Source organism: Halomonas sp. JS92-SW72, from assembly GCF_003547075.1.
GTDB classification, from domain to species: Bacteria; Pseudomonadota; Gammaproteobacteria; order Pseudomonadales; family Halomonadaceae; genus Halomonas; species Halomonas alkalicola.
In genome coordinates this window covers 3,445,415-3,470,606 of the sequence record NZ_CP032147.1, presented here as the reverse complement: position 1 = coordinate 3,470,606, position 25,192 = coordinate 3,445,415, and the positions used below count along the sequence as shown (strand labels likewise).

Here is a 25,192-nt window from a genome sequence, read left to right as displayed (position 1 = left end):
AGGAATTTCCGGCTGGGAACTGCGCTGATCGGCTAGACGATTCAGCTCCTCGTCTTCCAGCTGCTCTTCAAGTGCATCTGTTTCATTTTCCATGGGATTGATCACTCGTAATTTGTCGATACCGCCGATCCAGTTCGGCGACCCGGCGGCGCATCTCGGCTTCGCTGCCGCCATTGTCCAGCACATCGTCGGCGCGGGCGAGGCGTTCGGCGCGGGGCATCTGGGCGGCGACGATGGCGCGGGCCTGGGCCTCGTCGACGTCGTCCCGGGCGGCGGTGCGCTCGATCTGCAGCGCCTCGGGGACGTCGATCACCAGGCAGCGGTCGGCCATCTCGCTCTGGCCGGATTCGAAGAGCAGCGGCGAGACCAGCAGCACATAGGGGGCGCCTGAGGCCTCGAGGCGTGCCAGGTGCTCGACCAGCCGCGCGCGGATGCGCGGGTGGGTGACGGATTCAAGCCAGCGGCGCTGCGCCGGGTCGGCGAAGACGATTTCCCTGAGCGCTCGGCGGTTCAGGGTGCCGTCGTGGTTGAGCACCCGCCGGCCGAAGCGCTCGTGGATCTCCGCAAGCGCGGGCTCGCCGGGCTCGACCACTTCGCGGGCCACGTCGTCGGCATCCACCCAGGGCACGCCCAGGGCCTCGAAGGCCCTGGCCACGGTGGACTTGCCCGAGGCGATGCCGCCGGTCACGCCTATGATCATCCCGTCACTCTCTCCCTGCTGTCGTCAGCCGATGCTGTGGGTCCATACAGTCTATGGAGTTTGGCGGTGAAGAGCGAGTAGGGCGCTGCGCCTACGACTTTAGGCGCAAGTTGGCGGTTAATTCATGCGTGGTCATGGACTTGCCATGGGCAAGGTAAGACCATTGGACCGCGAGATGCCCATAGAGGCATCAGCAGTCTCATTAGATCCCATCAGGTTTCCCAACCGTTCCAGCTAGGAGAGTCGCATGAGTGCCATCGTTCTTCTGGTCCTGGGTCTTGCCGCGATGGCTGCCGGGTACTTCCTGTACTCGAAGTTCATTGCCGAGAAGATCTATCGACTGGACCCCGACTTCAAGACGCCCGCCCACGAGTACGAGGACGGCGTCGACTTCGTGCCCACCAACCGCTTCGTGCTGTGGGGCCACCACTTCACCTCGGTGGCCGGGGCCGCGCCCATCGTGGGGCCCGCCATCGCCGTGATCTGGGGCTGGCTGCCGGCCTTCCTGTGGGTGGTGTTCGGCACCATCTTCTTCGCCGGGGTGCATGATTTCGGTGCCATCTGGGCCAGCGTGCGCAACAAGGCCAAGTCCGTCGGCGCCCTGACCGGCGACGTGGTGGGCAAGCGCGCCCGCAGCATCTTCATGATCGTCATCTTCCTGGTCCTGCTGATGGTCAACGCGGTGTTCGCCGTGGTGATCGCGGGCCTCATGATGAACTTCTCCAGCGCCGTGGTGCCGGTGTGGGGCGCCATCCTGGTGGCGCTGATCATCGGCCAGCTGATCTACCGTCGCATGCTGAGCCTGCCGATGGTCTCCATCATCGGCGTGATCGCCCTCTATGCGCTGATCGGCATCGGGCCCTCGGTGCCGATCCAGATGCCCGCCGAGGTGGGCGGCCTCTCCGGCAACGCGGTGTGGATCCTGATCCTGTTCGCCTATGCGGCCATCGCCTCGCTGCTGCCGGTGTGGGTGCTGCTCCAGCCCCGCGACTACATCAACGGCCTGCAGCTCTTCATCGGCCTGATCATCCTCTACGGCGCCATCGTGCTGATGAACCCGACCCTGGTGGCCCCGGCGTTCAACACCAACGTGCCGGCCGGCACGCCGTCGCTGTTGCCGCTGCTCTTCGTGACTATCGCCTGTGGCGCCATCTCCGGCTTCCACGGTCTGGTCTCCTCCGGTACCACTTCCAAGCAGCTCAACCGCGAGACCGACGCCCGCTTCGTCGGCTATTTCGGCGCCGTGGGCGAGGGCATGCTGGCCCTGGCTGCGATCCTGGCCGCCACCGCCGGCTTCGCCACCTTCGGCGACTGGCAGGCGATGTACAGCGCCTTCGGCCAGGGCGGCGTGAATGCCTTCGTCGAGGGCGGTGCCTTCATCATCCATAATGGCATCGGCCTGCCCGAGGCCACCGCGGCAACCCTGCTCACCGTGATGGCGGCGCTGTTCGCCGGCACCACCATGGATACCGGCTTGCGCCTGCAGCGCTACATCTTCCAGGAGTGGGGCGAGATCTATAATCAGCAGTGGATGAAGAAGCCGGCCATCGCCACCTTCCTGGCCGTGGGCAGCTGCCTGCTGCTGGCCTTCGGCGCCGGCGGTGCGGATGGCTCCGGTGGCCTGATCATCTGGCCGCTGTTCGGCACCACCAACCAGCTGCTGGCGGGCCTGACCCTGCTGGTGATCACCGTGATGCTGGTGCGCCTGCGTCGCCCGATGTGGTACACCCTGGCGCCGCTCTGCTTCCTGCTGGTGATGACCATCGCCGCGCTGCTGATCCAGCTGCGCACCTTCTATCAGCAGGGCAACATGTTCCTGCTGGTGCTGGATATCGTGGTGTTGATCGCGGCGATTATGGTGGCCATGGAGTGCGCCTCGGCGCTCAAGCGCTCCCGTGCGGAGATGGTCGCCGAGCAGAAGTGATGAAGGAGTGACCCATGAACGACGATCATGACCGCGGTCATGATCCTCGTCTCGAACGGATTCGGGCCTGGCTTAGCCAGGCCCGTTTCTTCGCGGAGGAGGTCTACTCCTCCCGCTACCGGGGCGCCATCGCTCGCGCCCGCCGAGACGAGGATGACCTCTTCATGCTGCTGGTGTTCTCCGAGATGATGGGGGTGCCCAACCCGGCGGCCTACTACACCCTGGAGCTGCAGCCGCTGCTGCTGGAACGCTTCCATGACTGGCATCGGCGCATGGGCATGGAACGCTCGCCGCTGGATCATTTCAAGTGTTGCTGAGGCCCTCATGAAAGAACTGCTGAATAAACGCCTGCTGTGGGTGGGCGGCAAGGGCGGGGTCGGCAAGACCACGGTGGCCGCGGCCCTGGCGGTGCTGGCGGCGCGACGGGGCAGGAAGGTGCTGGTGGTCTCCACTGACCCGGCCCACAGCCTGGGCGACGTCTTCGACCGCGAGTTGGGTGACGTGCCGCGCCGGCTGCTGCCCAACCTCGACGCCATGGAGATCGACCCCGATGCCGAGGTGGAAGCCCATCTGGCGCGAGTCACCGAGCAGATGCGTCGCTACGCCGCCCCGGAGATGATGAAGGAACTAGAGCGGCAGATGCGCCTGACCCGGCAGTCGCCGGGCACCCAGGAGGCGGCGCTGCTGGAGCGGCTCTCGCGGCTGATCACCGATGACGAGGCCGACTGGGACCTGATCATCTTCGACACCGCGCCCACCGGCCACACCCTGCGCCTGCTGACCCTGCCCGAGGCCATGGCCGCCTGGACCGATGGCCTGCTGGCCCACAACCGCAAGTCGGAGGAGCTGGGCAAGGTCCTCTCGCACCTGACCCCCAAGCGCGGCCGCGACGTGGCCACCCCCTTCGACGATCCCCAGGAGGATCCGCTCGCCGACCTGGACGAGAAGACCCGCGACGTGGCGAAGACGCTGATCGAGCGCAGGCGGCTCTTCCACCGGGCGCGGCGGCGCATCGAGAACGCCGAGGAGACCGGCTTCTTGTTCGTGCTGACTCCCGAGCGGCTGCCGATCCTCGAGACCGCGCGGGCCGTGGCGACCCTCGAGGAAGCCCATGTGCCGGTGGCCGGCACCCTGGTCAACCGGGTGATTCCCGAGGATGCCGACGGGGAGTTCCTGCGCGCCCGCCGGGAGCAGGAGGCGACCTACCTGGAGCGCATCGATCAGGAGCTCGGCCACCTGCCGCGCCCGCGGCTGCCCTGGCTGCCCACCGACGTGCAGGGCATCTCGATCCTCGAGGAGCTGGCCGACCGGCTGGAGGGTGAGGGCTTCTAGCCCCGCGTCAAGCGCCGCCGCGGTGGCGCTCCAGCAGCGCCTCGCGCCCCCACAGCACCCCGCGCCCTAGCCACTCGTGCAGGGCGCGGGTGCTTTCGTTGAGGTGATAAGCGCGCGGCATCCAGCCATGCACCCCCGGCGGCGGTGCGCTGGCGAACTCCGTCGGCGCGGCGATCACCGCAAGCCCCGCGCGTTCGAACTCGGCGATAGCTCGCGGCAGGTGCCAGGCCTGGGAGACCAGCGCCACCCGCTCGATGCCGTCGCGTTGAAGCATGGCGGCGCTGAAGCGGGCGTTCTCCGCAGTGTTGCGGCTCTCACCCTCCAGCCAGCGTACCGGTACCTCAAACACCTCGCGCAGCGCCGCGGCCATCAGACTCGCCTCGGCGCTGTGCTCATCATGGACCCGCCCGCCGCTGACCAGGATCGGCAGGCCGCTGCCCCGGTGCAGGTGGGCGCCATAGGCCAGCCGCCGCCAGGTGGGGTTGGAGGGGGCATCGCCCCAACCGAACTCAGGGGCGACGTAGTCGCGCCCGCCGCCCAGGATCACAATGGCCTGGGCGCCGCGCAGCGTGCCAGGGCCAGCCAGCGGCGCGGGCTCGAGCCCCTGGCGCAGGGCGTGGCTGGCCCAGGGGGTGGCGAGCAGCAGCAGGCTTACGAGGCCGAGTGTGACCAGCAGGCCGCCGGCGAGGCGCTTCGCGCCGAGGGCCAGACCCACCAGCACCAGCAGGACGTTGACCAGCGGCGGCAGCGCCAGGTACTTGAGCACGTCCATCAGCGCGGCCTCCCGATGCCGGTGTCGAGCAGGTCGAGGCGCCGTGTGGGCCAGTGCACCACGGCGGTGTGGCGGTGCATGCGCTCGGCGAGCCAGGGGTGACGCTCCTGGATCACGCGGCTCGCGAAGTCGGCCAGGAAGTGCGACTTGAGCTCGGCCCTGGCGCGATCCACCCCCACTGCCTGGTAGGGAGTGGAGGCCAGCAGCATGAGTCCGTCATCGGGAATGCGTCCGGCGGCCATGTTGGCATCGATGATGTCGGCGGCGGTGCCGATGGGCTCGGCGAGGCTCGGGCCGTAGGGGCCGATGATCAGCGCGGTGTTGGGCAGGTGCAGGAAGTCGAAGCCGCGCCCCACGCAGATAACCCACTCGCGATGCTCGATATCGAGCTGGCGGGCCACGCCGCGCAGGCTCGCCGCATGGGCTAGGTTGCCCTCGAGCAGCGGCAGCAGGTCGCGGCGGATATCGGCCGGCATGTCCGGGCAGAGGGCGGCGACCCGGTGGCCGAGGCTCTCGCCGTTGTCGGGGGCGAGCGCGCCGATGTCCAGGGTCGCCTCCCCCTCGCCGTGCAGGATCAGGGCGTCGGAGTCGGTCTCGAAGCCGCACACCAGCGGGTAGACGTGCTGGTGGTCGGTGCCGAACAGCCGCTCGGCCTGGGCGCGGATCTCGCGGGCGTGAGTCAGGGCGGCACCGGCATCGCAGCCGAAGCCGGCGCAGCCGCGCAGCCGCTCTCCCCGGGAGAAGTGGTAGGTGATCATCAAGAGCGAGCCGTGGCCCTCGCGGATCCCCTCGGCCACCGCTTCGGTGACCAGTTCTCCCAGGTAGGGCCAGCCCAGGTCGAAGATGCCACCGAGGTTACGAAAGGGGGAGATGATGCCCAGCGGCGTGCGGGTGGCGTGGGGAATATGGATGCGCCCGTCCATGCACTTCAGTACCAGCAGGCGGGTGGGGTGACGGGCCAGATAGCTCTCCCGGGCCAGGCTGGCCGAGGGGCTGCAGTAGGTGTCGGCATGCTGGCGGGAGAGAGCCAGCAGCGCCTCGATGCGCTCGGCGATGGGGCGGTCGTGGAGTTGGATGGGCATGGGGCGACGGGTGGGGTCCTTGTTGTTGTCCCGTCATGTTCCACCAGGCCGACGAACGATGCAAAGTCGGCGGTGCACGGGCACTGCCTCAGCGTGCGGCGGGATCCAGCAGCCTCTCGCGGTGGCGCTCAACGTAGAGGACGGCCTGGTAGACCGCATGGACCACCGCCCGGGAGGTCACCGTGGCGCCGCTCAGGGTATCGAAGTCGCCGCCATCACTCCGCAGCGCCCAGGCATCGTCCTGGTCCTCGAGCCCGCGCCCCTCGAACTGCCGGATCCAGTCGTCGTGGGTGATCTCGATGCCATCGCCGTAGCCCGGCGACTCTTGGTGGTGGAGGACTCGCGCCCCGGTCACCCGGCCTTCGTGATCGATGCCGACCAGCAGGACGATCTCCCCGCCATAGCCGCGCCCGGTGACCACCGGCAGCACCACGCCGGTTACCCGTTCCTGCTCAGTACCGGTCCCACTGCGGGTGCGCCAGGCCACGAAGTCGGTGCGCTGGCCGAGACGCCGCTCGGCGGGCAGGGTCAGGGTGTCGGCGAGCGGGTCGTTGTCATGGCCTGGCGGAGCCACGGCCAGCACCTGCCGATGAAGCTCGGCCCGATCCGCGGACTGAGCGGCGGCCAGGGCGGGCGCCGCCAGCAGGGTGCCGGCAAGCAGGAGGGCGAGCAGGAATCGCCGACGCAGGGCAGGGCACATGGTCATCTCCAGCGGGGGCCTGCCCTAAATATCGACCTTCTCCTTGAATTCGCAAAGGTCCTCGATGACGCAGCTGCCGCAGCGCGGCTTGCGCGCCACGCAGGTGTAGCGGCCGTGGAGGATCAGCCAGTGGTGGGCGTCCTGGCGAAACTCCTTCGGCACATGGCGCAGCAGCTTCTTCTCGACCTCAACCACGTCCTTGCCCTTGGCAATACCGGTGCGGTTGGAGACCCGGAAGATATGGGTGTCCACGGCGATGGTGGGCTGGCCGAAGGCGGTGTTGAGGATGACGTTGGCGGTCTTGCGGCCCACTCCGGGCAGCGCCTCCAGGGCGGCGCGGGTCTCGGGGACCTCACCACCGTGCTTGTCGATCAGCAGGTGGCAGGTCTTCATCAGGTTCTCGGCCTTGGTATTGAAGAGGCCGATGGTCTTGATGTGCTCCTTGAGCCCCTCGAGGCCGAGCTCGATGATCGCCTGGGGGGTGTTGGCGACGGGGAAGAGCCGGGCCGTGGCCTTGTTGACGCCGACGTCGGTGGCCTGGGCCGAGAGCAGCACCGCCGCGAGCAGCTCGAAGGGGGTCGTCCAGTGGAGTTCGGTGGTGGGCTCGGGGTTGTGCTCGCGCAGCCGCGCGAAGATCTCGAAGCGTTTCTGTGCGTTCATGGCGGTCCGTAAGGTGGCTGATCACGGGGCTTCTCCGGCAGCAGCTCTATGAGGAGGCGCCATGAACCCCTCCCTGGGGGCTACCTAGACCATCCTTGGTCCACGGACCTCCTCTACGAGCTGCCCCCGGCGCCCCTGTCCTGGCGGTAATTCAGCTGGCCCTGATTCGGCTAGGCTAGGTCGACTGACTCTGCTCCAGCGCGCTTCTGGCCTCGGCGAGCAGCCGCTCGGCCTCGGGGAGCTGGGTCCTGGCGGTGGCCTCGGCCTGGGCGTCGCCGCGGCGCTGGGCGCTCTCCAGCTGCTGCTGCACGCGCTTGACGGCCTGTTCGGCGGCCTTCAATGCCATCTGGCGTTGTCGCTTTACCGCGGGGCCTGCGGCGGCCGGGCCCGAGCCGCCTGGGCGGCGCTGCTGCATCATCCGCTTCTGGCGCTCCAGGCGCTTCTCCTTGGCCTCCCGGGCCAGACGCGCCTGGCGGGCGCGGTGGCGGGTGCGCCCGAGCGTGGCGCGCCGGGCCAGGTAGGCGTCGCGCTCTTCCTCGCCCTCGGCGGCCTGCCAGGTGGGGTGTGGCACCAGATCGATGCAGTCCACCGGGCAGGGCGCCACGCAGAGCTCGCAGCCGGTGCACTCGTCGACGATCACCGTATGCATGCGCTTGGCCGCGCCGAGGATGGCGTCCACCGGGCAGGCCTGGATGCACTTGGTGCAGCCGATGCACTCGTCCTCGCGGATCACGGCGGCCAGCGGCGGCTGGGCGGGCTCCGCCAGGGGCTCCACCGGCCGGCCGGTGAGCGCGGCCAGGCGCACAAGCGTTGCCTCGCCACCAGGCGGGCAGCGGTTGATGGGCTCGCCCGCAGCGATCGCCTCGGCGTAGGGGAGGCAGCCATCGAAGCCGCACTTGCTGCACTGGGTCTGAGGCAGCAGGGCGTCGATGGCCGCGATCCGCTCGCGCTGGCTCACCGCCTCAGGTCACCCGCTGGCCGGGCTCGGCGCCGGCATCGGGCGAGAGCAGGTAGATGCCCTCGTCGTTGGCCGAGGCCAGTACCATGCCCTCGGAGAGGCCGAAGCGCATCTTGCGCGGGGCGAGGTTGGCCACCATCACGGTGAGCCGGCCCTCCAGGGCCTCGGGAGCATAGGCGCTGCGGATGCCGGAGAACACCGTGCGGGTCTCGCCGCCGAGATCCAGGGTCAGCTTGAGCAGCTTGTCGGCGCCCTCGACGTACTCCGCCTTGGCGATCCGCGCGATGCGCAGGTCCACCTTGATGAAGTCCTCGAAGCCGATCTCCGGGGCGATCGGTGTCTCGGCCAGGGGTCCCTTCGGGGTCTCCTTGAGCTTCTGTTCTTCCACCAGGTCCTCCTTTGACGCCGCCATCATGGCGTCGATCTTCTCCCGCTCCACGCGGGTCATCAGTGGCTTGAACTTGGCGATCTCGTGGCCCAGCAGCACCTCATGGCGGCTATGCCAGTCGAGGCCGTCGAGCTTCAGGAACGCCCGGGCCTCCTCGGCCATGGCCGGCACCACCGGTGCCAGGTAGACCATCAGCTGGCGGAACAGGTTGAGACCCACCGAGCAGATGTCGACGACCTCCTGCTCGCGTCCCTCCTGCTTGGCCAGCACCCAGGGCTCGGCATCGGCGATGTAGGTGTTGGCCTCATCCGCCAGTTCCATCACCCGACGCATGGCACGGCCGAACTCGCGGGCCTCGAAGAACTCGGCGATCTCGTCGCCAGCGGTGATGAAGCGGGCCACCATCTCCGGCTCGGCGCAGTGGGCCGAGAGCCTTCCGCCGCCCAGCTTGTTGACGAAGCCTGCGCAGCGACTGGCGATGTTGACCACCTTGCCGACCAGGTCGCTGTTGACCCTGGCGGCGAAGTCCTCGAGGTTGAGGTCCAGGTCGTCCACCCGGGAGGTGAGCTTGGCGGCGAAGTAGTAGCGCAGGTACTCCGGGTTCAGGAAGTCCGCGTAGGTGGCGGCCTTGATGAAGGTGCCGCGTGACTTGGACATCTTGGCACCGTTCACGGTCACGAAGCCGTGGCAGTTGACCGCAGTGGGAGTTCGGAAGTCGGCGCCGTGGAGCATGGCCGGCCAGAACAGCGCGTGGAAGTAGACGATGTCCTTGCCGATGAAGTGGTAGACCTCTGCCTGGCTGTCCTTGTGCCAGAAGGCGTCGAAATCCAGCCCCTGCCGGTCGCAGAGGTTCTTGAAGCTGGCCAGGTAGCCGATAGGGGCATCCAGCCAGACGTAGAAGTACTTGCCCGGGGCGTCGGGAATCTCGAAGCCGAAGTAGGGGGCGTCGCGGGAGATATCCCACTCGTTGAAGCCAGCCTCGAACCACTCCATCAGCTTGTTGCGGATCTGCGGCTGGACGTGGCCGTCGTTGATCCACTCGTGCAGGAAGTCGGCGAAGTCCGGCAGCTTGAAGAAGTAGTGGGTGGAGCTTCTCACCTCAGGGGTGGCGCCGGAGATGGCAGACACCGGGTCGATCAGCTCCGCCGGGGTATAGGTGGCGCCGCACGCCTCGCAGTTGTCGCCGTACTGGTCATCCGCCTTGCACTTGGGGCAGGTGCCCTTGATGAAGCGGTCGGCCAGGAACAGCCCCTTGACCGGATCATACATCTGCTCGATATCGCGGGTGGCGATATGGCCCTTGTCGCGCAGGCGGGTGTAGATCAGCTCGCTGAAGTAGCGGTTCTCGTCGGAGTGGGTCGAGTGGTAGTTGTCGAAGGCCACGCCGAAGGTGGCGAAGTCCGCCTGGTGCTCCTGGCTGACGCGATCGATCAGTGCCTCGGAGGTGATCCCCTCCTGCTCGGCGCGCAGCATGATGGCGGTGCCGTGGGCGTCGTCGGCGCAGACATAGTGGCACTCGTGGCCGCGGCTCTTCTGGAAGCGCACCCAGATATCGGTCTGGATGTACTCGAGCAGGTGGCCGAGGTGGATGGCGCCGTTGGCGTAGGGCAGGGCGCTGGTAACCAGGATCTGGCGCTTGGCGGTCGTCGACATGTCGGCTCTGGATTCCCATGAAAATCAGGCCATCGATTGTAGCGGTCTTGGGGCGTGGCTGCACCCGCGCACCACCCGGGTTTGGCGAGTCGCACACTGTTCGGTTAAAATGATAGGGTCAATCGGTGAGTGGCACGGATCGCCACCCGCCGGATGGCCAACCTCAGCGTCACGCATGCCTGGAGCCTGCTTCCCAACAGACTTCATGGAGGAACTCCCATGCGTATGCGTCTTGCCCTGCCCCTGATTGCGGCCACTGCCCTACTGGCCGGCTGTGCCGGCAATGCCATCTCACCGACCTACACCAGCGTCGACCCCGACCTCATGCGGATCGGCGATGATCGCCCCGCCAACCCCGAGAAGCGCGTTGAGGAGATGGGCTCCTACTGCCTCGAGATCACCGAGACCTGGAACGCCCATGGCACCACCCCGGACGGCCAGAGCCTTTGGGCCAAGGACACCGCCCGCAAGGTCGTGCCCTGCAGCTGAGGCCAGGTACGCTCTGACCGCAAGCCGCCCGGTGCGACCCCGCATCGGGCGGCTTCGTTCGGGCGGCTGCCGATAGCATGCAAACAGTGTTCGAAAACGTTTGACGGCCCTCCCGGCCGGGGGTATATAGCCTTGCCGGCCAATGGGTGCCGGCATCGGATCGACTCACTCTGAGGGTTTTGTGAACATGCCTCTGCGCCGCTGTTTACCCGTCCTGCTCGTGGCTGCCCTGGCAGCCGGCTGTGCCAGCAACACCACCATCGCACCCCGCTACACCACCGAGAATCCCGATGTGCTACGGATCGGTGGCGAGCGTCCCGCCAGCCCCGATCCCCGCGTGGAGAACGCCGGCTCCTTCTGTCTCGAAGTCACCGAGCGCTGGAGTGAGCACGGTCGTACCCCCGATGGCCAGATGCTGTGGGCCAAGGATACGCTGCGCAAGGTCGTGCCCTGCAGCTGATCCGAGCACGCTTGAACGAACAAAGCGCCCGGTGCCTACCCGCACCGGGCGCTTTGTTATGAGCAGATCGTTTTGGGAGCATCGTTATGGGGGCATCTTCCCCCTTCTCCCCAGGGGAAACCGCCGGGCTGCCACCCTCGTCAGGAGGAGCCGCCACTGGGCTTGGAGTCGGCCATCAGCATGTCGTGGTTGCGGGGCGGCTGACACTGGGTATGCGTGCCCGCGGCCAGGTAGTGGCTCAGGATCGGCTCCATGCCCTTGAGCACCTGGACCGGCAGGGCCGAGGTGAAGCGGAAGCGGTCCGACTCGCTGCCGGCCACGTAGGCGGTGAGGGTGCCGAAGTGGTCGTCGCCCAGGTAGAAGACGAAGGTGGCGGTGCGGTTGCGCGCCTCGGAGTGCACCACCTGGCCGGAGCGGGTGACGGTCTGGAAGCGGTTGTTGCCGGTGCCGGTCTTGCCGCCGAGGGTCAGCGGGGTGTCGTCGTCAAGCCGGAAGCTCCCCTGCAGGCGGCGGGCGGTGCCGCCCTCCACCACCTGGGAGAGGGTGTGGCGCAGCACCGCGGCCACCTCCGGCGCCATGACCTGGCGGGCGCGGCCGTGGTCGGGCAGGAAGCGGGTCTCGTAAGGGGTGCCCTCGGCCAGGTGCAGGTCGTCGATGCGCAGTGTGGGCAGCCGCACCCCGTCGTTGAGGATGATGCCCATCAGCTCGGCCAGGGCCGCGGGGCGATCCCCCGAGCTGCCCACCGCGGTGGCCAGCGACGGCACCAGGTGGTCGAAGGGGTAGCCGAGCCGCGCCCAGCGCTGGTGGATATCGAGGAAGGCCTCGACCTCGAGCATGGTGCGGATGCGGGTGTCGCGGGCGCTGCGGTGGCGGGTGCGCAGCAGCCAGCCGTAGACCTCCTGGCGTGCCTCGCGGCTGGCGGCCTCGGCGTCGGCGTAGCCGGCATCGGGCTGGTCCTGCAAGAAGCCCACCAGCCACAGCTCCAGCGGATGCACGCCGGCGATATAGCCCTGGTCGGAGAGGGTGAGGGCGCTGGGGTCGCTGCCCTCGAACAGCACGCTCGGTCGGAAGCTGGCGTCGCGGCCGCCCAGCCGCTCGGCGACGAAGGCGGTGAAGCCGATGGGGTCCGCCTCCGGGTAGAGGTAGCGGTAGACCGCCGCCAGCCGCCGCGCGCCGGGGCGCAGCCCGCCCAGGAAGGCCTCCAGGCGCTCCTCGGGTGGCAGCGCCTGGTACTTGCGCCAGAAGCGCTGCAGGAACACCCGGCCCTCGCGATCGGCGAAGCTCGCTAGATAGTCCAGCCGACGCGGATCGCTGTCGTCCTCGAGCAGTCTGCGGCGGTTCTCGTCGCGGTGGATGCTGTAGTTCACCAGATCGCGCATCAGGCGGATGAAGGGCAGGTTGAGGGACTCCCGCATCGCCTCCTCGAGGGTGGGGTTGCGGCCGTTGTCCTCGCGCCGGAAGTTACTGAAGGTGTGGCGCCCGCCCCCGGTGAAGAAGGCCTCGTGGGGGCTCGCCGAGTAGCGGCGCTGCATGGCCTGGGTGAGCAGCTCGTCGAGCGGCACGTCCGGGGTGGCGATCAGCCGCTCGATCACCCAGCGGCTCAGGTGGTCCTGGCGGTCCACTGGGATCTGGCGCAGGGTGTCGGCGGGCAGCCCGGCGTGGCGGGCGTGCAGCTCGGCGATCACCTCCAGGTAGGTGGCCAGCACCCTGAGCTTGGCAGTGGAGCCCAGCTCCAGCTTGCTCCCCTCGTTGATATCGAAGGGCTGGCCGCTGTTGTCGGTCTGCACCCGCACCCGAAACCCCTCCTCGCTGCGCTCGAAGAGGGTGAAGCTGTAGCGCACCTCGGCGGTCTTCTCCGGGGCGAGCAGGCGCTCGCCGAACAGGCCGATCTCTCCGGCGAAGGCCGGGTCGGCCAGCCGATGCAGGTAGTCGGTGACCTCGACCTGCAGGTCGGGGTGCAGGGTGGTGCGCGCGGTGAGGTCCAGGCGGTCCAGTTCGTGGAGCGAGACGCCCAGCATGCCCGCCAGGCGGGTGCGTGCCACCTGCAGCCCCTTGTCGCGGGGCACCCGGTGGGCCACCGGGGCCGCCTGGAAATCCCGGAACACCAGGCGCTGGGCAAGGGCCGCCTCGCTTAGCTCGGCAGGCAGCACGCCCTCGCTGGCGAGCAGCCGCAGGTGGCTGTCGGTCAGCCGTTCCAGGGCCTCACGACCGCCCCGCAGGTACCAGGAGGGGCGGCGCTGGGCAATCATTAGCGCGAGCACCTGGCGTGTTGCCAGCCCCCGGCGCGCCAGGGTATCGGGGCCGTTGAAGTCCGGCACCAGCAGGCGGTTGATCTCGTCGGGGTCGGCACCGAACCAGACCCACAGGCCGTCGGCGAGGCCATGCACCTCGCCGTGGCCGGGAGCGGCGGCCAGCGGCACGCTGTTGAGGTAGTCCAGGGCGATATCCTGGCGGGCGGTGAGGGTCTCGGGGCCGTGGCGGTAGCCGCGCACGCTGGCCGAGACCATCTGGCGCAGCTTTTCCATGGGGGTGTCGGTGCGCCCGCCGGGGGAGTGACGATACTTCTCGATCTGGGTGGCCAGGGTGCTGCCGCCGGCGGATTGGTCCGAGACATCCAGAGCCCGGCTCGCCTGGGAGAGGGCGGCGCGGGCAAAGCGTGGCCAGTCCACCGCGGGGTTGGCGTTGGGGGCGCTGGCGTCGAGCAGCTGGCGGTTCTCGATGAACAGCAGCATCTCCAGCACCATGGGCGGCACGGCGTCGAAGTGGGGGAAGTGACGTCCGGGGTGGCGGTAGACGTAGAGGCTTTCGCCGGTGCAGCTCTCCAGGGTCAGGCCGGTACGGGTCTTCTCGCCGTAGGGGGGGAAGAAGCCGTGGTTCACATAGTCCATCAGCGCCGGCGAGAAGCGCGCCTGGCGCTCCACCAGGAAGCCGCGCTCCACCAGCCGCGACTGGAACTCGGGCAGCCGGGTGTAGCCGAGTCGCTCGTCGAAGGGGCCGTGGGTGGGGGCGAGCAGACGCTCGCTGCGTCCCGGGGCGACGGTCCAGGTCAGGGTGGCGGCGTAGCGGGAGAGCTCCTGTGACTGGAAGCGCGAGGTGCGCGCCTCGGCCACCAGCAGGGTGGCCAGCACACTGGCCACCAGCGCGAAGAACAGCAGCAGCCACAGTCCGAGGCGCCGCCGCTTCCTGGGTGGAGGCTCGGCCGACAGCCCGGCGCCTGGTGGCCGGGGCCAGCCGGGATCGAGAAGCGGCTCCTGGGAGTCCAGCCTGCCCATACGCTACCTCCGCCATGGCCCGGTACGAATGCGTACCTCCTTCCATAAGCGTAGAACGGTTCTGGCGTTTGAGTAGCGAAATGTAACTATCTGGATGCGATGTTTCGATAGACGCCGAAGTGGGTGAGGCCACGATCGTGCAGGTGCAGGGCCTGCAGGCGGCTCATCACTCCCTGGTCGCAGTAGAGGAGGTAGCGGCGATCGTCCGGCAGGGCCTCGGCCCGCTGCTGCAGCTCGTAGAAGGGAATCTCCAGGCGCGGTACCTCGGGCAGCGGTAGCGGCGTCTCCTCACGCTCGCTGGGCGGGCGGATGTCGATCACGCTGACGTCATCGGCGGCGGCGAGGGCCGCCGGGGAGTCCAGGGTGAAGGGCGCCTGCGGGGCGGGGACTGTCGTGTCGCCGAGGCTATCGCTGCGGGTGAGGGTGGCGGCCTCGATGGCGGCGTCGAGCACGCCGAAGTCGAAGTCGGACTCGGCGGCCGCGACCTGGTCGCGCCGGGCGCGGGTGTGGGGGCGCTTGGAAATCACCCCACAGTACTCCGGCATCGCCTCGGCGAAGCGTGCGGTATCGATCCGACGGGCCTGGTCGATGATCGCCTGCTTGTCCTCGGTGAGCAGCGGGCGCAGCACCGGCAGGGAGCTTGCCTCGTCGATCAGCGCCAGGTTGGTCAGGGTCTGGCTGGAGACCTGGGCGATGGCGTCGCCGGTGACCAGGGCCGGCACCCGGGCGCGCTGGGCGATGCGCGAGGCGGCGCGCACCATCATGCGCTTGAGCACCACCCCCATGAGGCTATCGGGCACCGTCTTGAGGATCTCGGCCACCACCGACTCGAAGGGCACCGAGATGAAGTTGACCCGATGCGACAGGCTGTAGCGCTGCCAGAGGTGGTGGGTGACCTCGCGAACGCCGCGCTCGTGCTCGGGGCCGCCGAGATTGAAGAACAGAAAGTGGCACTTGATGCCGCGGCGGATCATCCGCCAGGCGGCCACCGGGGAGTCGTAGCCGCCGGAGATCAGCGTCATGGCCTGGCCCTGCATGCCCAGCGGATAGCCGCCGAGCCCCGGCCAGCGCTGGCGGATCAGGCGCAGGCGAGCGTCCACCACTTGCACCGGCACCTCGACCTCGGCGTGGCGCAGATCGACCCGCGCCGTGGGGGCCGCGGCGAGCAGCTGAGTGCCCAGGTGACGCTCCATGTCGGCAGAGGTGAAGTCGTGGTCGCCGCGGCGCTTGGCGGTGACCCGGAAGCGCCGCCCGGCGATGGCGTGCTGCCATAGCGGAACCACCTGCCTGGCGATGTCCTCGAGGCCGTCGAAGTCGACCTCCTCGACCGCCTGTACCTCGTGGATACCGGGAATGCGGGTCAGCCGTTCCTGCATCTCCTCCTGGTACGCAGGGGAGAGGTCATCGGGCAGGGCCACCTGCAGGATGTCCCAGCGCTCCTGGACCTTCACCCGCGGGTCCAGCGGGCGCAGGGTATTGCGCACGTTGGAGGCGAGGCAGCGGATCATGTGGCGCCGCACGGAGCGCGACTTGATGGTGATCTCGGGGAACAGCTTGAGCAGGTAGTACATCGTGAAAATTCTGTAAAGCTTTTGTAGAAACAGTGCCTTACAGTTTACCAGACTCGGCGGGCAGGGGCCCGCAACGACGACGCCCGGCAGGGCCGGGCGTCGAGGGTGCGCTTGATGAGGTGCCGGAAAGGCGGGGAGGAGGTGGGCAGCAGCAGCGGCCGAGAGCGGCGCTCAGTAGAGAGCCTGCTCCTCGTCCACCACCTCCTTGAGCAGCTCCAGGAAGAGGCGGTCGGCCTCGGAGTGCTCGGCCGGATCCTCCGGTATGTGCACGCTGGTGGTCTCCGAGATCTCGTTGGCGATGCGCGCCATCACCGCGCTGCCGCCGCCCTCGGGCAGGTGGCGCCGGGCGATCTCGAGGGACTGGTCGAGGATCTTCGGGTCCTGCAGCAGCTTCTTGATGAAACCACGCAGCTCGTTGATGACCCGGGTCTTCTGGATTTCCGATGAGGACATGGCCTTCTCCTTGGGTAGCGTTGCCGTGCCGCAGTGGCGTGACAATATCACGTTTGATCGCTTCGGGAGAGAGGCGGGCGCTGACCCTGTGCGGGGCATCGACGGGGCGGGACTCTACAGCGTAATCCCTGGCTTACGTCAAGAAAGTACGATTTCGTCGGCTCGCCGAAGCGGAGTGAGTGGACAAGTGGCCACATAAGATTACACTGGGTAACAAACAGGGCGGGCATCAGTCTAAAGTGCCGAGCCTCTCCTCTGGCAGGCGACTACCTTTCTGGTAATCCCGCTGGCTCAGGAGCTAGGAGAACGGGAAAGGATGCGCCATTCCGGCGAGCAGGAACCACGCCGGGAATGCGACCCGAACAAGAAACAACACACTCCAGCCGGGTATCGGCCTACGGTCAGCGCCCGGGGATCATGCAAAAGGGAACTATCATGACACGCGCCACCGTAGTTATCCGTTACCTTCACGGCCAGCGTCGTCTCGCCGGAGCCGCCGTTGTCGGCTCCGCCCTGACGCTGCTGCCGTTGGCCGCCGCCGTGGCCCAGAGCCTGCCGCCGGGGTTGGCTCAGCCCGGCTCCACCGACATGACCGAAGTGGTGCGCCAGGCGCTTGCCACTAACCCGGAGGTGCACGCGGCCTGGAACGGCCTGCGTGCCGCCGGCAACGACGTGGGCGTGGCCCGCGGCAACTACCTGCCGAGCATCGATGCCGCCGCCGGTATCGGTCGTGAAGACCGACAGGATGATGGTCGTGGCAGCTATGAGACCACCTTTGCCGAGCTGACCCTGAGCCAGATGATCTGGGACGGCTTCGCTACCCGCAGCGAAGTGGAGCGGCTCGATCGGGCCAAGCTGGTGCGCTACTACGAACTGCTCGGGGCCAGCGAGAACGTCGCCCTGGAGGCCTCCCGCGCCTACCTGGACGTGAGCCGCTACCGCGAGCTGGTACGCCTGGCTCAGGACAACTACGCCGACCACCTGCGTGTCTTCAACCAGATCGAGGAACGGGTGCGGTCCGGCGCCGGGCGCGGCGTCGACCTGGAGCAGATCAGCGGCCGCCTGGCCCTGGCCGAATCCAACCTGATGACCGAGGCCTCCAACCTCCACGACGTCACCGCCCGCTACCAGCGCATCGTCGGTCGGCTCCCCGCCGAGAACCTGGCGCCGGCGCCGCAGCTGGATAACCGCCTGCCGCCCAGCGTGGCAGAGGCGGTGAACCTGGCCTTCCAGGGCAACCCCGAGTTCCACGCCGCCATCGAGAACATCGAATCGAGCCGCGCCGCCCAGCAGGGCACCCGGGCCGGCTTCCAGCCGCGCCTGGACCTGCGCGGCCGCACCGGCACCTACGACAGCAGCGACGGCAACTTCGACCCGCTGGGCCGTCGTGACCGCCACAGCATCGAGCTGGTGGCCAGCATGAACCTCTACCGGGGCGGCAGTGACCTGGCCTCCTTCCGCGCCGCCAGCGATCGCGTCGAGCAGTCGATCAACCAGCGCGAGGTGGTGTGCCATAACATCCGCCAGACCACCCAGATCGCCTACAACGATACCCGCCGCTTGCGCGAGCAAATGCAGTACCTGAACCAGCACCGCCAATCCATCGATCGGGTGCGCGGCGCCTACCAGCAGCAGTTCGATATCGGTCAGCGCACCCTGCTCGACGTGCTGGACAGCGAGAACGAGTTCTTCGAGGCCAGCCGCGCCTTCGTCAACGCCCAGTACGACGTGGCGCTGGCCGACGCCCGCACCCTGGCCGCCATGGGGCAACTGATGCCCACCCTGGGCGTGGTGCGTGACGACATGCCGACCCTGGCCGAGATGGGCAGCGATGGCGTGGCGCTCAACCCCGACGTGGTCTGTCCGGTCGAGGGGCCCATGGGCTTCACCCTGCAGGACTTCACCGGCGGGATCAGCGCACCGGCCCCGACGCGGGCACCGGACGTGACCCTTTCCGCCGATGCGCTGTTTGCCATCAACAGCGCCGAGCTCTCCGCCGAGTCCCGCGGGGAGCTCGGCCAGCTAGCGCAGCAGATCCGCGGCATGACCAATCTGGAGCGCGTGTTCATCGCTGGCCACGCCGACAGCACCGGCAACGATGCCATCAACGATCCGCTCTCCCAGCGGCGCGCCGACAGCGTGGCCGACTATCTGGTGAGCCAGGGCGTGGAGCGTGGCCTGGTGCAGACTCGGGGCTACGGTTCCCGCCAGCCGGTGGCCACCAACGATACCGTGGAGGGGCGCCGCCAGAACCGCCGCGTGGAGGTGACCCTGGAACGGGTAGGCGAGAACCTGGATCTGGGCTTCGCGCCGGTCGAGGTGCAGCCGCAGGCGCTGGCCGCCGGCAGCGACGCCGTCTCGCGGGCCTGGGCCGAACCCTCCCCGGTCACCCTCTACACCGAGGCCGGTGTGGTCCGGGCAGAGCTCGAACAGGTCGCCGAGGTGGCGCCTTCCGGCACCTTCCTGCAGGTCGCCGCCCTGCGTGACCAGCACAGTGCCCTGGGGCTTGGCGAGCGGCTCTCCGCCGAGCTGAACTTGCCGATGCAGCTGGACAGCTCGGGCAGCCTGCACCGCGTGCAGCTGGGTCCGGTCGCTCCCGCCGAGGCGCGTGCACTTCAACAGCGGCTCGCCGCGATGGGGTATGGCGACAGCTATACGGTAAAGGGATGATCGTGATCTGATGCGGGGTGTCACCATTATCCCCGCTTGTCCTCTCTCCTTCGGCCCTGCCAGCCTCGCTGGCAGGGCCTCTCCCCTGATGAGGTGTTCGTGAGCCAGAGAGAATCCCTGGACCCCCCGGAGGCGCCGGGCTCCCGCTCGGCGGTTCACGACGAGCTGCTGGAGTGCCTGCAGAGCGTCGCCACCCTGCATGACCAGACTACCACCGCCGAGACCCTGACCGCTGGGCTGCCGCTGGAGGAGGGCAGGCTGACGCCGGGAGTCTTCCCGCGTGCCGCGGCCCGGGCGGGCATGACGGCTCGCCTGGTCAAGAGCCGCCTGGTGCAGCTCAACCCGGCACTCTTCCCCGCGGTACTGCTGCTGGAGCCTGGCCGCGCCTGCGTGCTGGTGGCGCTGGACATCAAGGCGCGCCGCGCCAAGGTGATCTTCCCGGAGCTCGGCGATGCGGTCAGCGAAGTGAGCCTCGACGGCCTACAGGCCAGTTACTCCGGCCAGGCGATCTACGTGCGGCCGCGCTTCCACTTCGATGCCCGCGGGCCCGAAGTGAACAAGCAGCGCAGCCGCCACTGGTTCTGGGGTGTGGTTCGTGAGAACCGCAGGCTCTACCGCGACGTCATCGCCGGCTCGGTGATGATCAACCTCTTTGCGGTGGCGATGCCGCTGTTCGTGCTCAATGTCTACGATCGGGTGGTGCCCAACCACGCTACCGAGACGCTCTGGGTGCTGGCGGTGGGCATCTTCATCGTGCTCTGTTTCGATCTGGCGCTGCGGTTGATGCGCAACGCCTTCGTCGACCTGGCGGCCAGCCGGGCCGACGTCAAGCTCTCCTCCTCGATCATGGCCCGGGTGTTGGGGCTGCGCATGGAGGCCAGGCCCGCCTCCACCGGCTCCTTCGCCGCCACCCTGCAGTCCTATGAGTCGGTGCGTGGGTTCATCGGCTCGGCCACGGTGGTGGCCCTGGTCGATCTGCCCTTCGTGCTGATGTTCGCCGCCATCATTGCCTTGATCGGCCCGCCGCTGGTGATTCCGGTGCTGGTGGGCATCGCCTTCGTGCTGCTCTACGCCCTGGCGGCCCAGGGTAAGCTGCACGAGCTCTCCGAGACCACCTGGCGGGTCAGTGCCCAGCGCAACGCCACCCTGGTGGAGTCGGTTTCCCAGCTCGAGACGGTCAAGGCGCTGCGCGCCGAGAGCCGCATCCAAGGCGTGTGGGAGAAGGCCTCGGCGTTCCTCTCCCGCACCTCCGCGCAACTGCGCCTGGTGAGCTCCTCGGTTTCGAGTGTCGCGCTGTGGGCCCAGCACTCGGTGGCGGTCTGCGTGATCATCATAGGGGTCTACCTGATCATCGACGGCAACCTCACCCAGGGCGGGCTGATCGCCGCCTACCTGCTCTCCTCGCGGGCCATGGCACCGGTGAGCCAGGCGGCGGCGCTGCTGGCCCAGTACCATCAGTCCTCCACCGCGCTGCAGTCCCTCAACGGGGTGATGGAGCGTCCGGTGGAGCGCCCCGAGGGCAAGGCCTTCGTCAGCCGCCCGGCGCTGCGCGGCGAGATCGCCTTCGACAAGGTCACCCTGCGCTACCCCGAGGAGGAGCGCGAGGCGCTCCGCGACGTGACGCTGAAGATCGACGCCGGCGAGAAGGTGGCGCTGCTGGGCCGGGTTGGCTGCGGCAAGACCACCCTCAACAAGCTGATCCTCGGTCTCTACCAGCCCAGCGCCGGGGCGGTGATGGTCGACGGCGTCGACCTGCGCCAGATCGATCCCATCCAACTGCGCCGCCAGATCGGCTATGTACCCCAGGACGTCAGCCTCTTCTACGGCACCCTGCGCGAGAACATCGTCGCCGGCGGCGGCAGCGAGGGCGTCGACGACGAGGCGCTGCTGCGGGCGATCCGGCTCAGCGGTCTCGAGAGCCTGGTCAACGCCCACCCCCAGGGCGTTGACCTGCAGGTGGGCGAGCGCGGTCAGGCGCTCTCCGGCGGCCAGCGTCAGGCGGTGGCCATCGCACGGGCCCTGGTCAACGACCCGCAGATCCTGCTGCTCGACGAGCCGACCAGCTCCATGGACCACGCGAGCGAAGAGACCTTCAAGGCCAACCTCAAGCAGTTCGCCCGGGCCAAGACGATGATCGTCGTGACCCACCGCACCTCGCTGCTCTCGCTGGTGGATCGCATCATCGTGATCGACGGCGGCAAGGTGGTCGCCGACGGGCCGCGAGACAAGGTGGTGGAGGCCCTGCGCAAGGGCCAGATCGGGAGGGCGCGCTGATGGCTGGCAAGAGCAAGGACCTGCGCAGCGCCGAACAGCGCGGCTTCGAGGCGATCGGGCGTTTCTCCGAGAGCGGCGGCAAGGTCTTCCGCCCCTTCATGGACCGCCTCTTCGCCCGGCGCGTCACTGCGGCGCACCTCAATCGCGACTGGGCCAGCGACGCCGACTGGGCGCGTATGCAGCAGGACCCCATCCGCGCTCGTGCCTTTCTCTATGTGGTGCTGCTCACCGTGGTTGCACTGCTGGTGTGGTCCTGGTTTGCCGCCATCGACGAGGTGACCCGCGGCGCCGGTCGGGTGATTCCCTCCAGTCAGCTGCAACGGGTGCAGACCTTCGACGGTGGCGTGGTGCAGGAGATCCTGGTGCGCGAGGGGCAGCTGGTGGAGGCGGGCCAGGTGCTGATGCGCATCGACCCCACCCGCTTCGTCGCCACCTTCCGGGAGAACCGCGCACAGGCGCTGTCGCTGCAGGCGCGGGCCGAGCGCCTGCGGGCGCTGATCACCGACACGCCCTTTGACCCCTCGGAAGAGCTGCGCGCCGAGGCGCCGGGCATCGTCGCCCAGGAACGGGAGGTCTACGAGAGCCGCCGCGAGGAGCTGCGTGAGCAGGAGAACATCCTGCGCGACCGCATCCGCCAGCGGGAAGAGGAGCTGCGCGAGGCCCAGGCACGGCGAGATACCGCCCAGCGCGAGGCCAACATGGCCAGCCAGGAGCTCAACCTGACCCGGCCGCTGTTGCAGTCAGGGGCGGTCTCCGAGGTGGATATCCTGCGCCTGCAGCGCGAGGTCTCCCGCGCCACCGGCGAGCGTAACCAGGCCGCGGCCTCGGTCTCGCGTTTGGAGTCCGCCGTGGAGGAGGCGCGCACCCAGCTGCGCGAGCTCGGCATCGAGCGCCGCAGCGACTGGCGTAACGACCTGGCCCAGGTCATGGGCGATCTCTCCGCCCTGGACGAGTCCAGTGCCGGCCTGCAGGACCGCGTACGACTTGCCGAGGTGCGCTCGCCGGTGGACGGCGTGGTGCAGCGGCTCAACATCAACACCATCGGCGGGGTGGCCCAGCAGGGGCAGGAGGTGGTGGAGATCGTGCCCAGCGACGATCAGCTGCTGGTCGAGGCGCGCATCGCTCCCCAGGACATCGCCTTCCTGCGCCCCGGGCAGCCGGCCACCATCAAGCTCACCGCCTATGACTTCTCCATCTATGGCGGCCTGCAGGCGGAGCTCGACCACATCAGCGCCGACACCATCACCGACGATAACGGCAACACCTTCTATCTGGTGCGCGTGCGCGCCCTGGACGGCGAGGAGGTCAACCAGCAGCTCGCCGTGATTCCCGGCATGACCGCCCAGGTGGACATCATGACCGGCAAGCGCACTGTCATGCAGTTCATGCTCAAGCCCGTGCTGCGGGCCTGGAGCGATTCCTTGGGAGAGCGATAGATGGCGATCTACTTCATCAGTCAGGGACGCGACGAGATCCCCCGCTGGCGCGAGGCTTTCAGCGATGCCCGCCTGATCTCCCCGCGGGAGATCCATGCCCGGCTGGTGCGCGGCGACTGCGTGTGGGTCATGGTCGACGGCGAGGATTGGCCGCAGCGGGTGGCCGATCTGAGCCGGCGCGGTGCGGTGGTCGGAGTGATGACCCACTCCCCCAGCGCCGCCGAGGCCTTCGAGTCGTTGGAGAGCGGTGCGCGCGGCTATGTGCATGCGCTCTCCGCCCCTGAAGTGCTGCGCCAGGCTCAGGTGGTGATCATGAACCAGGGGATCTGGGTGCCGCCGGAGCTGATGGCCCGGGTGGTAGGGGGGACCTTCCGCGCGCTGGGTGGGCGGGCGCAGGCCCACTCCCAGGCAGAGGAGCTTCAGGCACTCACTGAGCGGGAGCGGGCGGTGACCCTGGCCGTTCTCGAGGGGCACAGCAACAAGGAGGTGGCCCGCGCGCTCGGCATCACCGAGCGCACCGTCAAGGCACACCTCGGGGCGGTGTTCGGCAAGCTTGGTGTGCGCGACCGCATGCAGCTGGTGCTGCGCCTGTCCGGCCTGCACGCGGCGATGTCTGATTCAGGTCAATAAAGGCGTCGAACTGCACTCCGGTACAGTGGGTTTTCCTCCAGGAAGCCGCGATGCTTTCGATATAGCCACTGGCGTTGTCCACCCACCGTGACGGAGGTGTCCATCATGAGCATTGCCACCCTGATTTCCCTTGAAGGCCAGGCCTGGGCGCGTTCGCCGGATGGCCAGCTGCGTGAGCTGCGCATCGGGGACGCCCTGCAGCCCGGCGAGCACCTCGTGGCGGGCACCAACAGCCGCGCCCTGCTGGATGTGGTCGACTCCCCCGAGAGCGTGGCGATCGGTGCCGGGCGCGTGGTGGAGATGTATCCGGAGGTGCTCGATGCCCTGGCGGGCGCCGAGAGCGACAGTCCCCGCGACGATGCGGAGCTCGAAGCGCTACTGGCGGCCCTGGAGGATCCCGAGGTCGACCTGTTGGCGGTGCTCGACCCGGCCGCGGCTGGCCCCGGCGCGGGCGGCGAGCAGGGCGGCCATGACTTCGTGCGCCTGCCGCGCATCGTCGAGAACGTCGAGCCGCTGAGCTACGAGTTCGACCAGGGCGGTGAGCGCGAGCTGCCCGAGACGCGGGATGCCGCCCCGGATGCCGTGGCGGCCGCGGGAAGCGACGCCGCCCCCGAAGCACCTGCCGAGCCCGAGGAACCGGAAGAACCGGTTGAGCCTGAGGAGCCCGAAGAGCCCGAAGAGCCCGAAGAGCCCGAAGAGCCCGAAGAGCCCGAAGAGCCCGAAGAGCCCGAAGAGCCCGAAGAGCCCGAAGAGCCCGAAGAGCCTGAAGAGCCCGAGGAGCCGGGTATCATCGCGGCCGTGACGGCGCACACCGTGGGCCAGGGGGCCGGCACGCTCTCTACCGTGGATAGCCTCAAGGATGTCCCGCACCAGAGCGCCTTTCTCTCCGAGCTGGAAGGCGGCTTCTACGCCGTGGATCACGCCGCCGCCAGCGATGACCCCGAGGCCATCGAGTTCGGCGAGGCCCTGCTGTTCGAGCTGGCCGCTCCCGCCGATACGGCGACCTTCGAACTGACGGGCTCCATTGCTGGTGGCACCTATCACCTCTATGACGACACAGGCCTGCGTATCTTCGAGGGCAGTCTCGAGGAGCTGGACATGCAGGATGGCCTGGTGACCATCGATCACGAGGACGCCTTCAGCTATGTCGCCTTCCTGGGGGGAAGCTCGGGCCCGGGCAGCAGTGGCGACGAGAGCGCCTTTGCCGTCAGGCCGGTGGCGCTGGTGCCGGAGGTTGACACAGAGGCGGAAGTGACGTCGCTTCAGGAGCCGGATGCCGACGCGCTGGATTGGGCGGGTGCCGAGGAGGAGTCGGCGTTCGCTGTCGAGCAGGAGTCCCCCAACCTCTATCGCCTCGGCGATGAGGGAGCGCTGGACCTTCGTGACCTGCTCAGTGAATGGAATGGCGACAGCGATTCGCTGGATGATTTCCTCCAGGCTTCCGCATCGGCGGATGGTGACACCCTGCTGCATGTCAGCGCCGAGGGCGGCTTCGGCGACGGGGATCTGGAGGTGGCCGACCAGGTGTTCCTGCTGGAAGGCGTCGCCTACCACGACAACATCCTCCAGCAGCTGCTGGAGGACGAAGAGCTCGATATCGAGTGATACGCAGGTTTCGGCCGGGGCTTCGGACGCAGGGCGTCGCGGAGCCCCGGTCGTTCTTGATGTGCGTCAACTCTTTGGCCCTCCTGTCCATCGGTCCAATACTCCCCCTCCCAGCTCGCGCCTAACTTGAAAGTATCAGTCGGCACTGCGCCGTCTCGTCGTC

At 68.2% G+C, this 25,192-nt stretch carries 20 protein-coding genes; 10 read left to right on the top strand and 10 right to left on the bottom strand.

Translation table 11 applies throughout. The features are described from left to right. Window positions 1-82: 82 nt before the first annotated feature. On the bottom strand, window positions 83-700 hold the full coding sequence (gene coaE / locus D1793_RS16340; protein ID WP_119023087.1) for a dephospho-CoA kinase: 618 nt from the start codon (window positions 698-700) through the stop codon (window positions 83-85). A gap of 247 nt (window positions 701-947) precedes the next feature. Between coaE and D1793_RS16335 the strand changes: the two genes are divergently transcribed. From D1793_RS16335 to D1793_RS16325, 3 genes are read left to right on the top strand one after another with little or no spacing between them, the layout of a single operon-like run. Then, window positions 948-2,624: a carbon starvation protein A gene (locus D1793_RS16335; protein ID WP_119023086.1), complete on the top strand. Its 1,677-nt coding sequence runs from the start codon at window positions 948-950 to the stop codon at window positions 2,622-2,624. Window positions 2,625-2,638: 14 nt separating this feature from the next. Then, window positions 2,639-2,941, top strand: a complete 303-nt coding sequence (locus D1793_RS16330) for a cory-CC-star protein (protein ID WP_119023085.1) — start codon at window positions 2,639-2,641, stop codon at window positions 2,939-2,941. 7 nt (window positions 2,942-2,948) lie between these two features. Continuing rightward, window positions 2,949-3,956 (top strand): ArsA family ATPase, encoded by a 1,008-nt coding sequence (locus D1793_RS16325; protein ID WP_119023084.1) that lies wholly within the window; start codon window positions 2,949-2,951, stop codon window positions 3,954-3,956. 7 nt (window positions 3,957-3,963) lie between these two features. On the opposite strand, the gene D1793_RS16320 is transcribed toward D1793_RS16325, so the two are convergent. The 6 genes from D1793_RS16320 to metG all read right to left on the bottom strand — a co-directional run bounded on the left by D1793_RS16320 (window position 3,964) and on the right by metG (window position 10,169). Continuing rightward, window positions 3,964-4,728, bottom strand: a complete 765-nt coding sequence (locus tag D1793_RS16320; protein WP_119023083.1) for a YdcF family protein — start codon at window positions 4,726-4,728, stop codon at window positions 3,964-3,966. Then, the gene (locus D1793_RS16315) at window positions 4,728-5,810 is read right to left on the bottom strand and encodes a hypothetical protein (RefSeq protein WP_119023082.1); all 1,083 of its coding nucleotides are present in this window, start codon (window positions 5,808-5,810) and stop codon (window positions 4,728-4,730) included. Before D1793_RS16315 ends, D1793_RS16320 begins: the two co-directional genes overlap by 1 nt. Before the next feature lie 88 nt (window positions 5,811-5,898). After that, the gene (locus D1793_RS16310) at window positions 5,899-6,510 is read right to left on the bottom strand and encodes an RnfABCDGE type electron transport complex subunit G (protein WP_162899995.1); all 612 of its coding nucleotides are present in this window, start codon (window positions 6,508-6,510) and stop codon (window positions 5,899-5,901) included. A 24-nt stretch (window positions 6,511-6,534) separates the two neighbouring features. Then, window positions 6,535-7,170 carry an endonuclease III gene (gene nth, locus D1793_RS16305; RefSeq protein WP_119023080.1) on the bottom strand — a complete coding sequence of 212 codons (636 nt, stop codon included), beginning with the start codon at window positions 7,168-7,170 and terminating at the stop codon, window positions 6,535-6,537. Window positions 7,171-7,345: 175 nt separating this feature from the next. After that, entirely contained in the window at window positions 7,346-8,128 is a 783-nt protein-coding gene (locus D1793_RS16300) for an RnfABCDGE type electron transport complex subunit B (protein ID WP_119023079.1), read from the bottom strand. Window positions 8,129-8,132: 4 nt separating this feature from the next. After that, window positions 8,133-10,169 carry a methionine--tRNA ligase gene (gene metG, locus D1793_RS16295; RefSeq protein ID WP_119023078.1) on the bottom strand — a complete coding sequence of 679 codons (2,037 nt, stop codon included), beginning with the start codon at window positions 10,167-10,169 and terminating at the stop codon, window positions 8,133-8,135. A 219-nt stretch (window positions 10,170-10,388) separates the two neighbouring features. Here metG and D1793_RS16290 point away from each other — a divergent pair, with 219 nt between their 5' ends. Together D1793_RS16290 and D1793_RS16285 are read left to right on the top strand one after the other, a co-directional pair. Further along, window positions 10,389-10,658, top strand: coding sequence for a hypothetical protein (locus D1793_RS16290; protein ID WP_119023077.1), 270 nt, complete (start codon window positions 10,389-10,391; stop codon window positions 10,656-10,658). A 220-nt stretch (window positions 10,659-10,878) separates the two neighbouring features. Continuing rightward, window positions 10,879-11,118, top strand: coding sequence for a hypothetical protein (locus D1793_RS16285; protein ID WP_240407697.1), 240 nt, complete (start codon window positions 10,879-10,881; stop codon window positions 11,116-11,118). A gap of 140 nt (window positions 11,119-11,258) precedes the next feature. On the opposite strand, the gene D1793_RS16280 is transcribed toward D1793_RS16285, so the two are convergent. The 3 genes from D1793_RS16280 to D1793_RS16270 form a co-directional block, all read right to left on the bottom strand. After that, a complete protein-coding gene (locus tag D1793_RS16280; RefSeq protein ID WP_119023075.1) occupies window positions 11,259-14,390 on the bottom strand; it encodes a transglycosylase domain-containing protein in 3,132 nt (1,043 codons plus the stop codon). Window positions 14,391-14,476: 86 nt separating this feature from the next. Next, the gene (gene thiI, locus D1793_RS16275; RefSeq protein ID WP_119023074.1) at window positions 14,477-15,961 is read right to left on the bottom strand and encodes a tRNA uracil 4-sulfurtransferase ThiI; all 1,485 of its coding nucleotides are present in this window, start codon (window positions 15,959-15,961) and stop codon (window positions 14,477-14,479) included. 171 nt (window positions 15,962-16,132) lie between these two features. Further along, a complete protein-coding gene (locus tag D1793_RS16270) occupies window positions 16,133-16,414 on the bottom strand; it encodes a hypothetical protein (protein ID WP_110070292.1) in 282 nt (93 codons plus the stop codon). Between the two features lie 435 nt (window positions 16,415-16,849). Between D1793_RS16270 and D1793_RS16265 the strand changes: the two genes are divergently transcribed. From D1793_RS16265 to D1793_RS16245, 5 genes are all read left to right on the top strand, one after another. Further along, window positions 16,850-19,084 carry a TolC family outer membrane protein gene (locus D1793_RS16265; RefSeq protein WP_119023073.1) on the top strand — a complete coding sequence of 745 codons (2,235 nt, stop codon included), beginning with the start codon at window positions 16,850-16,852 and terminating at the stop codon, window positions 19,082-19,084. A 99-nt stretch (window positions 19,085-19,183) separates the two neighbouring features. Next, the gene (locus tag D1793_RS16260; protein WP_119023072.1) at window positions 19,184-21,358 is read left to right on the top strand and encodes a type I secretion system permease/ATPase; all 2,175 of its coding nucleotides are present in this window, start codon (window positions 19,184-19,186) and stop codon (window positions 21,356-21,358) included. Beyond that, the gene (locus D1793_RS16255) at window positions 21,358-22,794 is read left to right on the top strand and encodes an HlyD family type I secretion periplasmic adaptor subunit (protein ID WP_119023071.1); all 1,437 of its coding nucleotides are present in this window, start codon (window positions 21,358-21,360) and stop codon (window positions 22,792-22,794) included. The genes D1793_RS16260 and D1793_RS16255 overlap by 1 nt, the downstream gene beginning before the upstream one ends. Continuing rightward, window positions 22,795-23,424, top strand: a complete 630-nt coding sequence (locus D1793_RS16250) for a response regulator transcription factor (protein WP_119023070.1) — start codon at window positions 22,795-22,797, stop codon at window positions 23,422-23,424. It abuts the gene before it with no gap. A gap of 105 nt (window positions 23,425-23,529) precedes the next feature. Further along, window positions 23,530-25,029, top strand: a complete 1,500-nt coding sequence (locus D1793_RS16245; RefSeq protein ID WP_119023069.1) for a retention module-containing protein — start codon at window positions 23,530-23,532, stop codon at window positions 25,027-25,029. The last annotated feature ends 163 nt before the right edge of the window (window positions 25,030-25,192 follow it).

Coding starts and splice junctions, on each gene's coding strand:
- D1793_RS16325 (WP_119023084.1), top strand. CDS start 2,949: ATGAAAGAACTGCTGAATAAACGCCTGCTGTGGGTGGGCGGCAAGGGC.
- nth (WP_119023080.1), bottom strand. CDS start 7,170: ATGAACGCACAGAAACGCTTCGAGATCTTCGCGCGGCTGCGCGAGCAC.
- D1793_RS16290 (WP_119023077.1), top strand. CDS start 10,389: ATGCGTATGCGTCTTGCCCTGCCCCTGATTGCGGCCACTGCCCTACTG.
- metG (WP_119023078.1), bottom strand. CDS start 10,169: ATGTCGACGACCGCCAAGCGCCAGATCCTGGTTACCAGCGCCCTGCCC.
- D1793_RS16315 (WP_119023082.1), bottom strand. CDS start 5,810: ATGCCCATCCAACTCCACGACCGCCCCATCGCCGAGCGCATCGAGGCG.
- D1793_RS16250 (WP_119023070.1), top strand. CDS start 22,795: ATGGCGATCTACTTCATCAGTCAGGGACGCGACGAGATCCCCCGCTGG.
- D1793_RS16280 (WP_119023075.1), bottom strand. CDS start 14,390: ATGGGCAGGCTGGACTCCCAGGAGCCGCTTCTCGATCCCGGCTGGCCC.
- D1793_RS16255 (WP_119023071.1), top strand. CDS start 21,358: ATGGCTGGCAAGAGCAAGGACCTGCGCAGCGCCGAACAGCGCGGCTTC.
- D1793_RS16265 (WP_119023073.1), top strand. CDS start 16,850: ATGACACGCGCCACCGTAGTTATCCGTTACCTTCACGGCCAGCGTCGT.
- D1793_RS16330 (WP_119023085.1), top strand. CDS start 2,639: ATGAACGACGATCATGACCGCGGTCATGATCCTCGTCTCGAACGGATT.
- D1793_RS16245 (WP_119023069.1), top strand. CDS start 23,530: ATGAGCATTGCCACCCTGATTTCCCTTGAAGGCCAGGCCTGGGCGCGT.
- D1793_RS16335 (WP_119023086.1), top strand. CDS start 948: ATGAGTGCCATCGTTCTTCTGGTCCTGGGTCTTGCCGCGATGGCTGCC.
- D1793_RS16320 (WP_119023083.1), bottom strand. CDS start 4,728: ATGGACGTGCTCAAGTACCTGGCGCTGCCGCCGCTGGTCAACGTCCTG.
- D1793_RS16310 (WP_162899995.1), bottom strand. CDS start 6,510: ATGTGCCCTGCCCTGCGTCGGCGATTCCTGCTCGCCCTCCTGCTTGCC.
- thiI (WP_119023074.1), bottom strand. CDS start 15,961: ATGTACTACCTGCTCAAGCTGTTCCCCGAGATCACCATCAAGTCGCGC.
- coaE (WP_119023087.1), bottom strand. CDS start 700: ATGATCATAGGCGTGACCGGCGGCATCGCCTCGGGCAAGTCCACCGTG.
- D1793_RS16270 (WP_110070292.1), bottom strand. CDS start 16,414: ATGTCCTCATCGGAAATCCAGAAGACCCGGGTCATCAACGAGCTGCGT.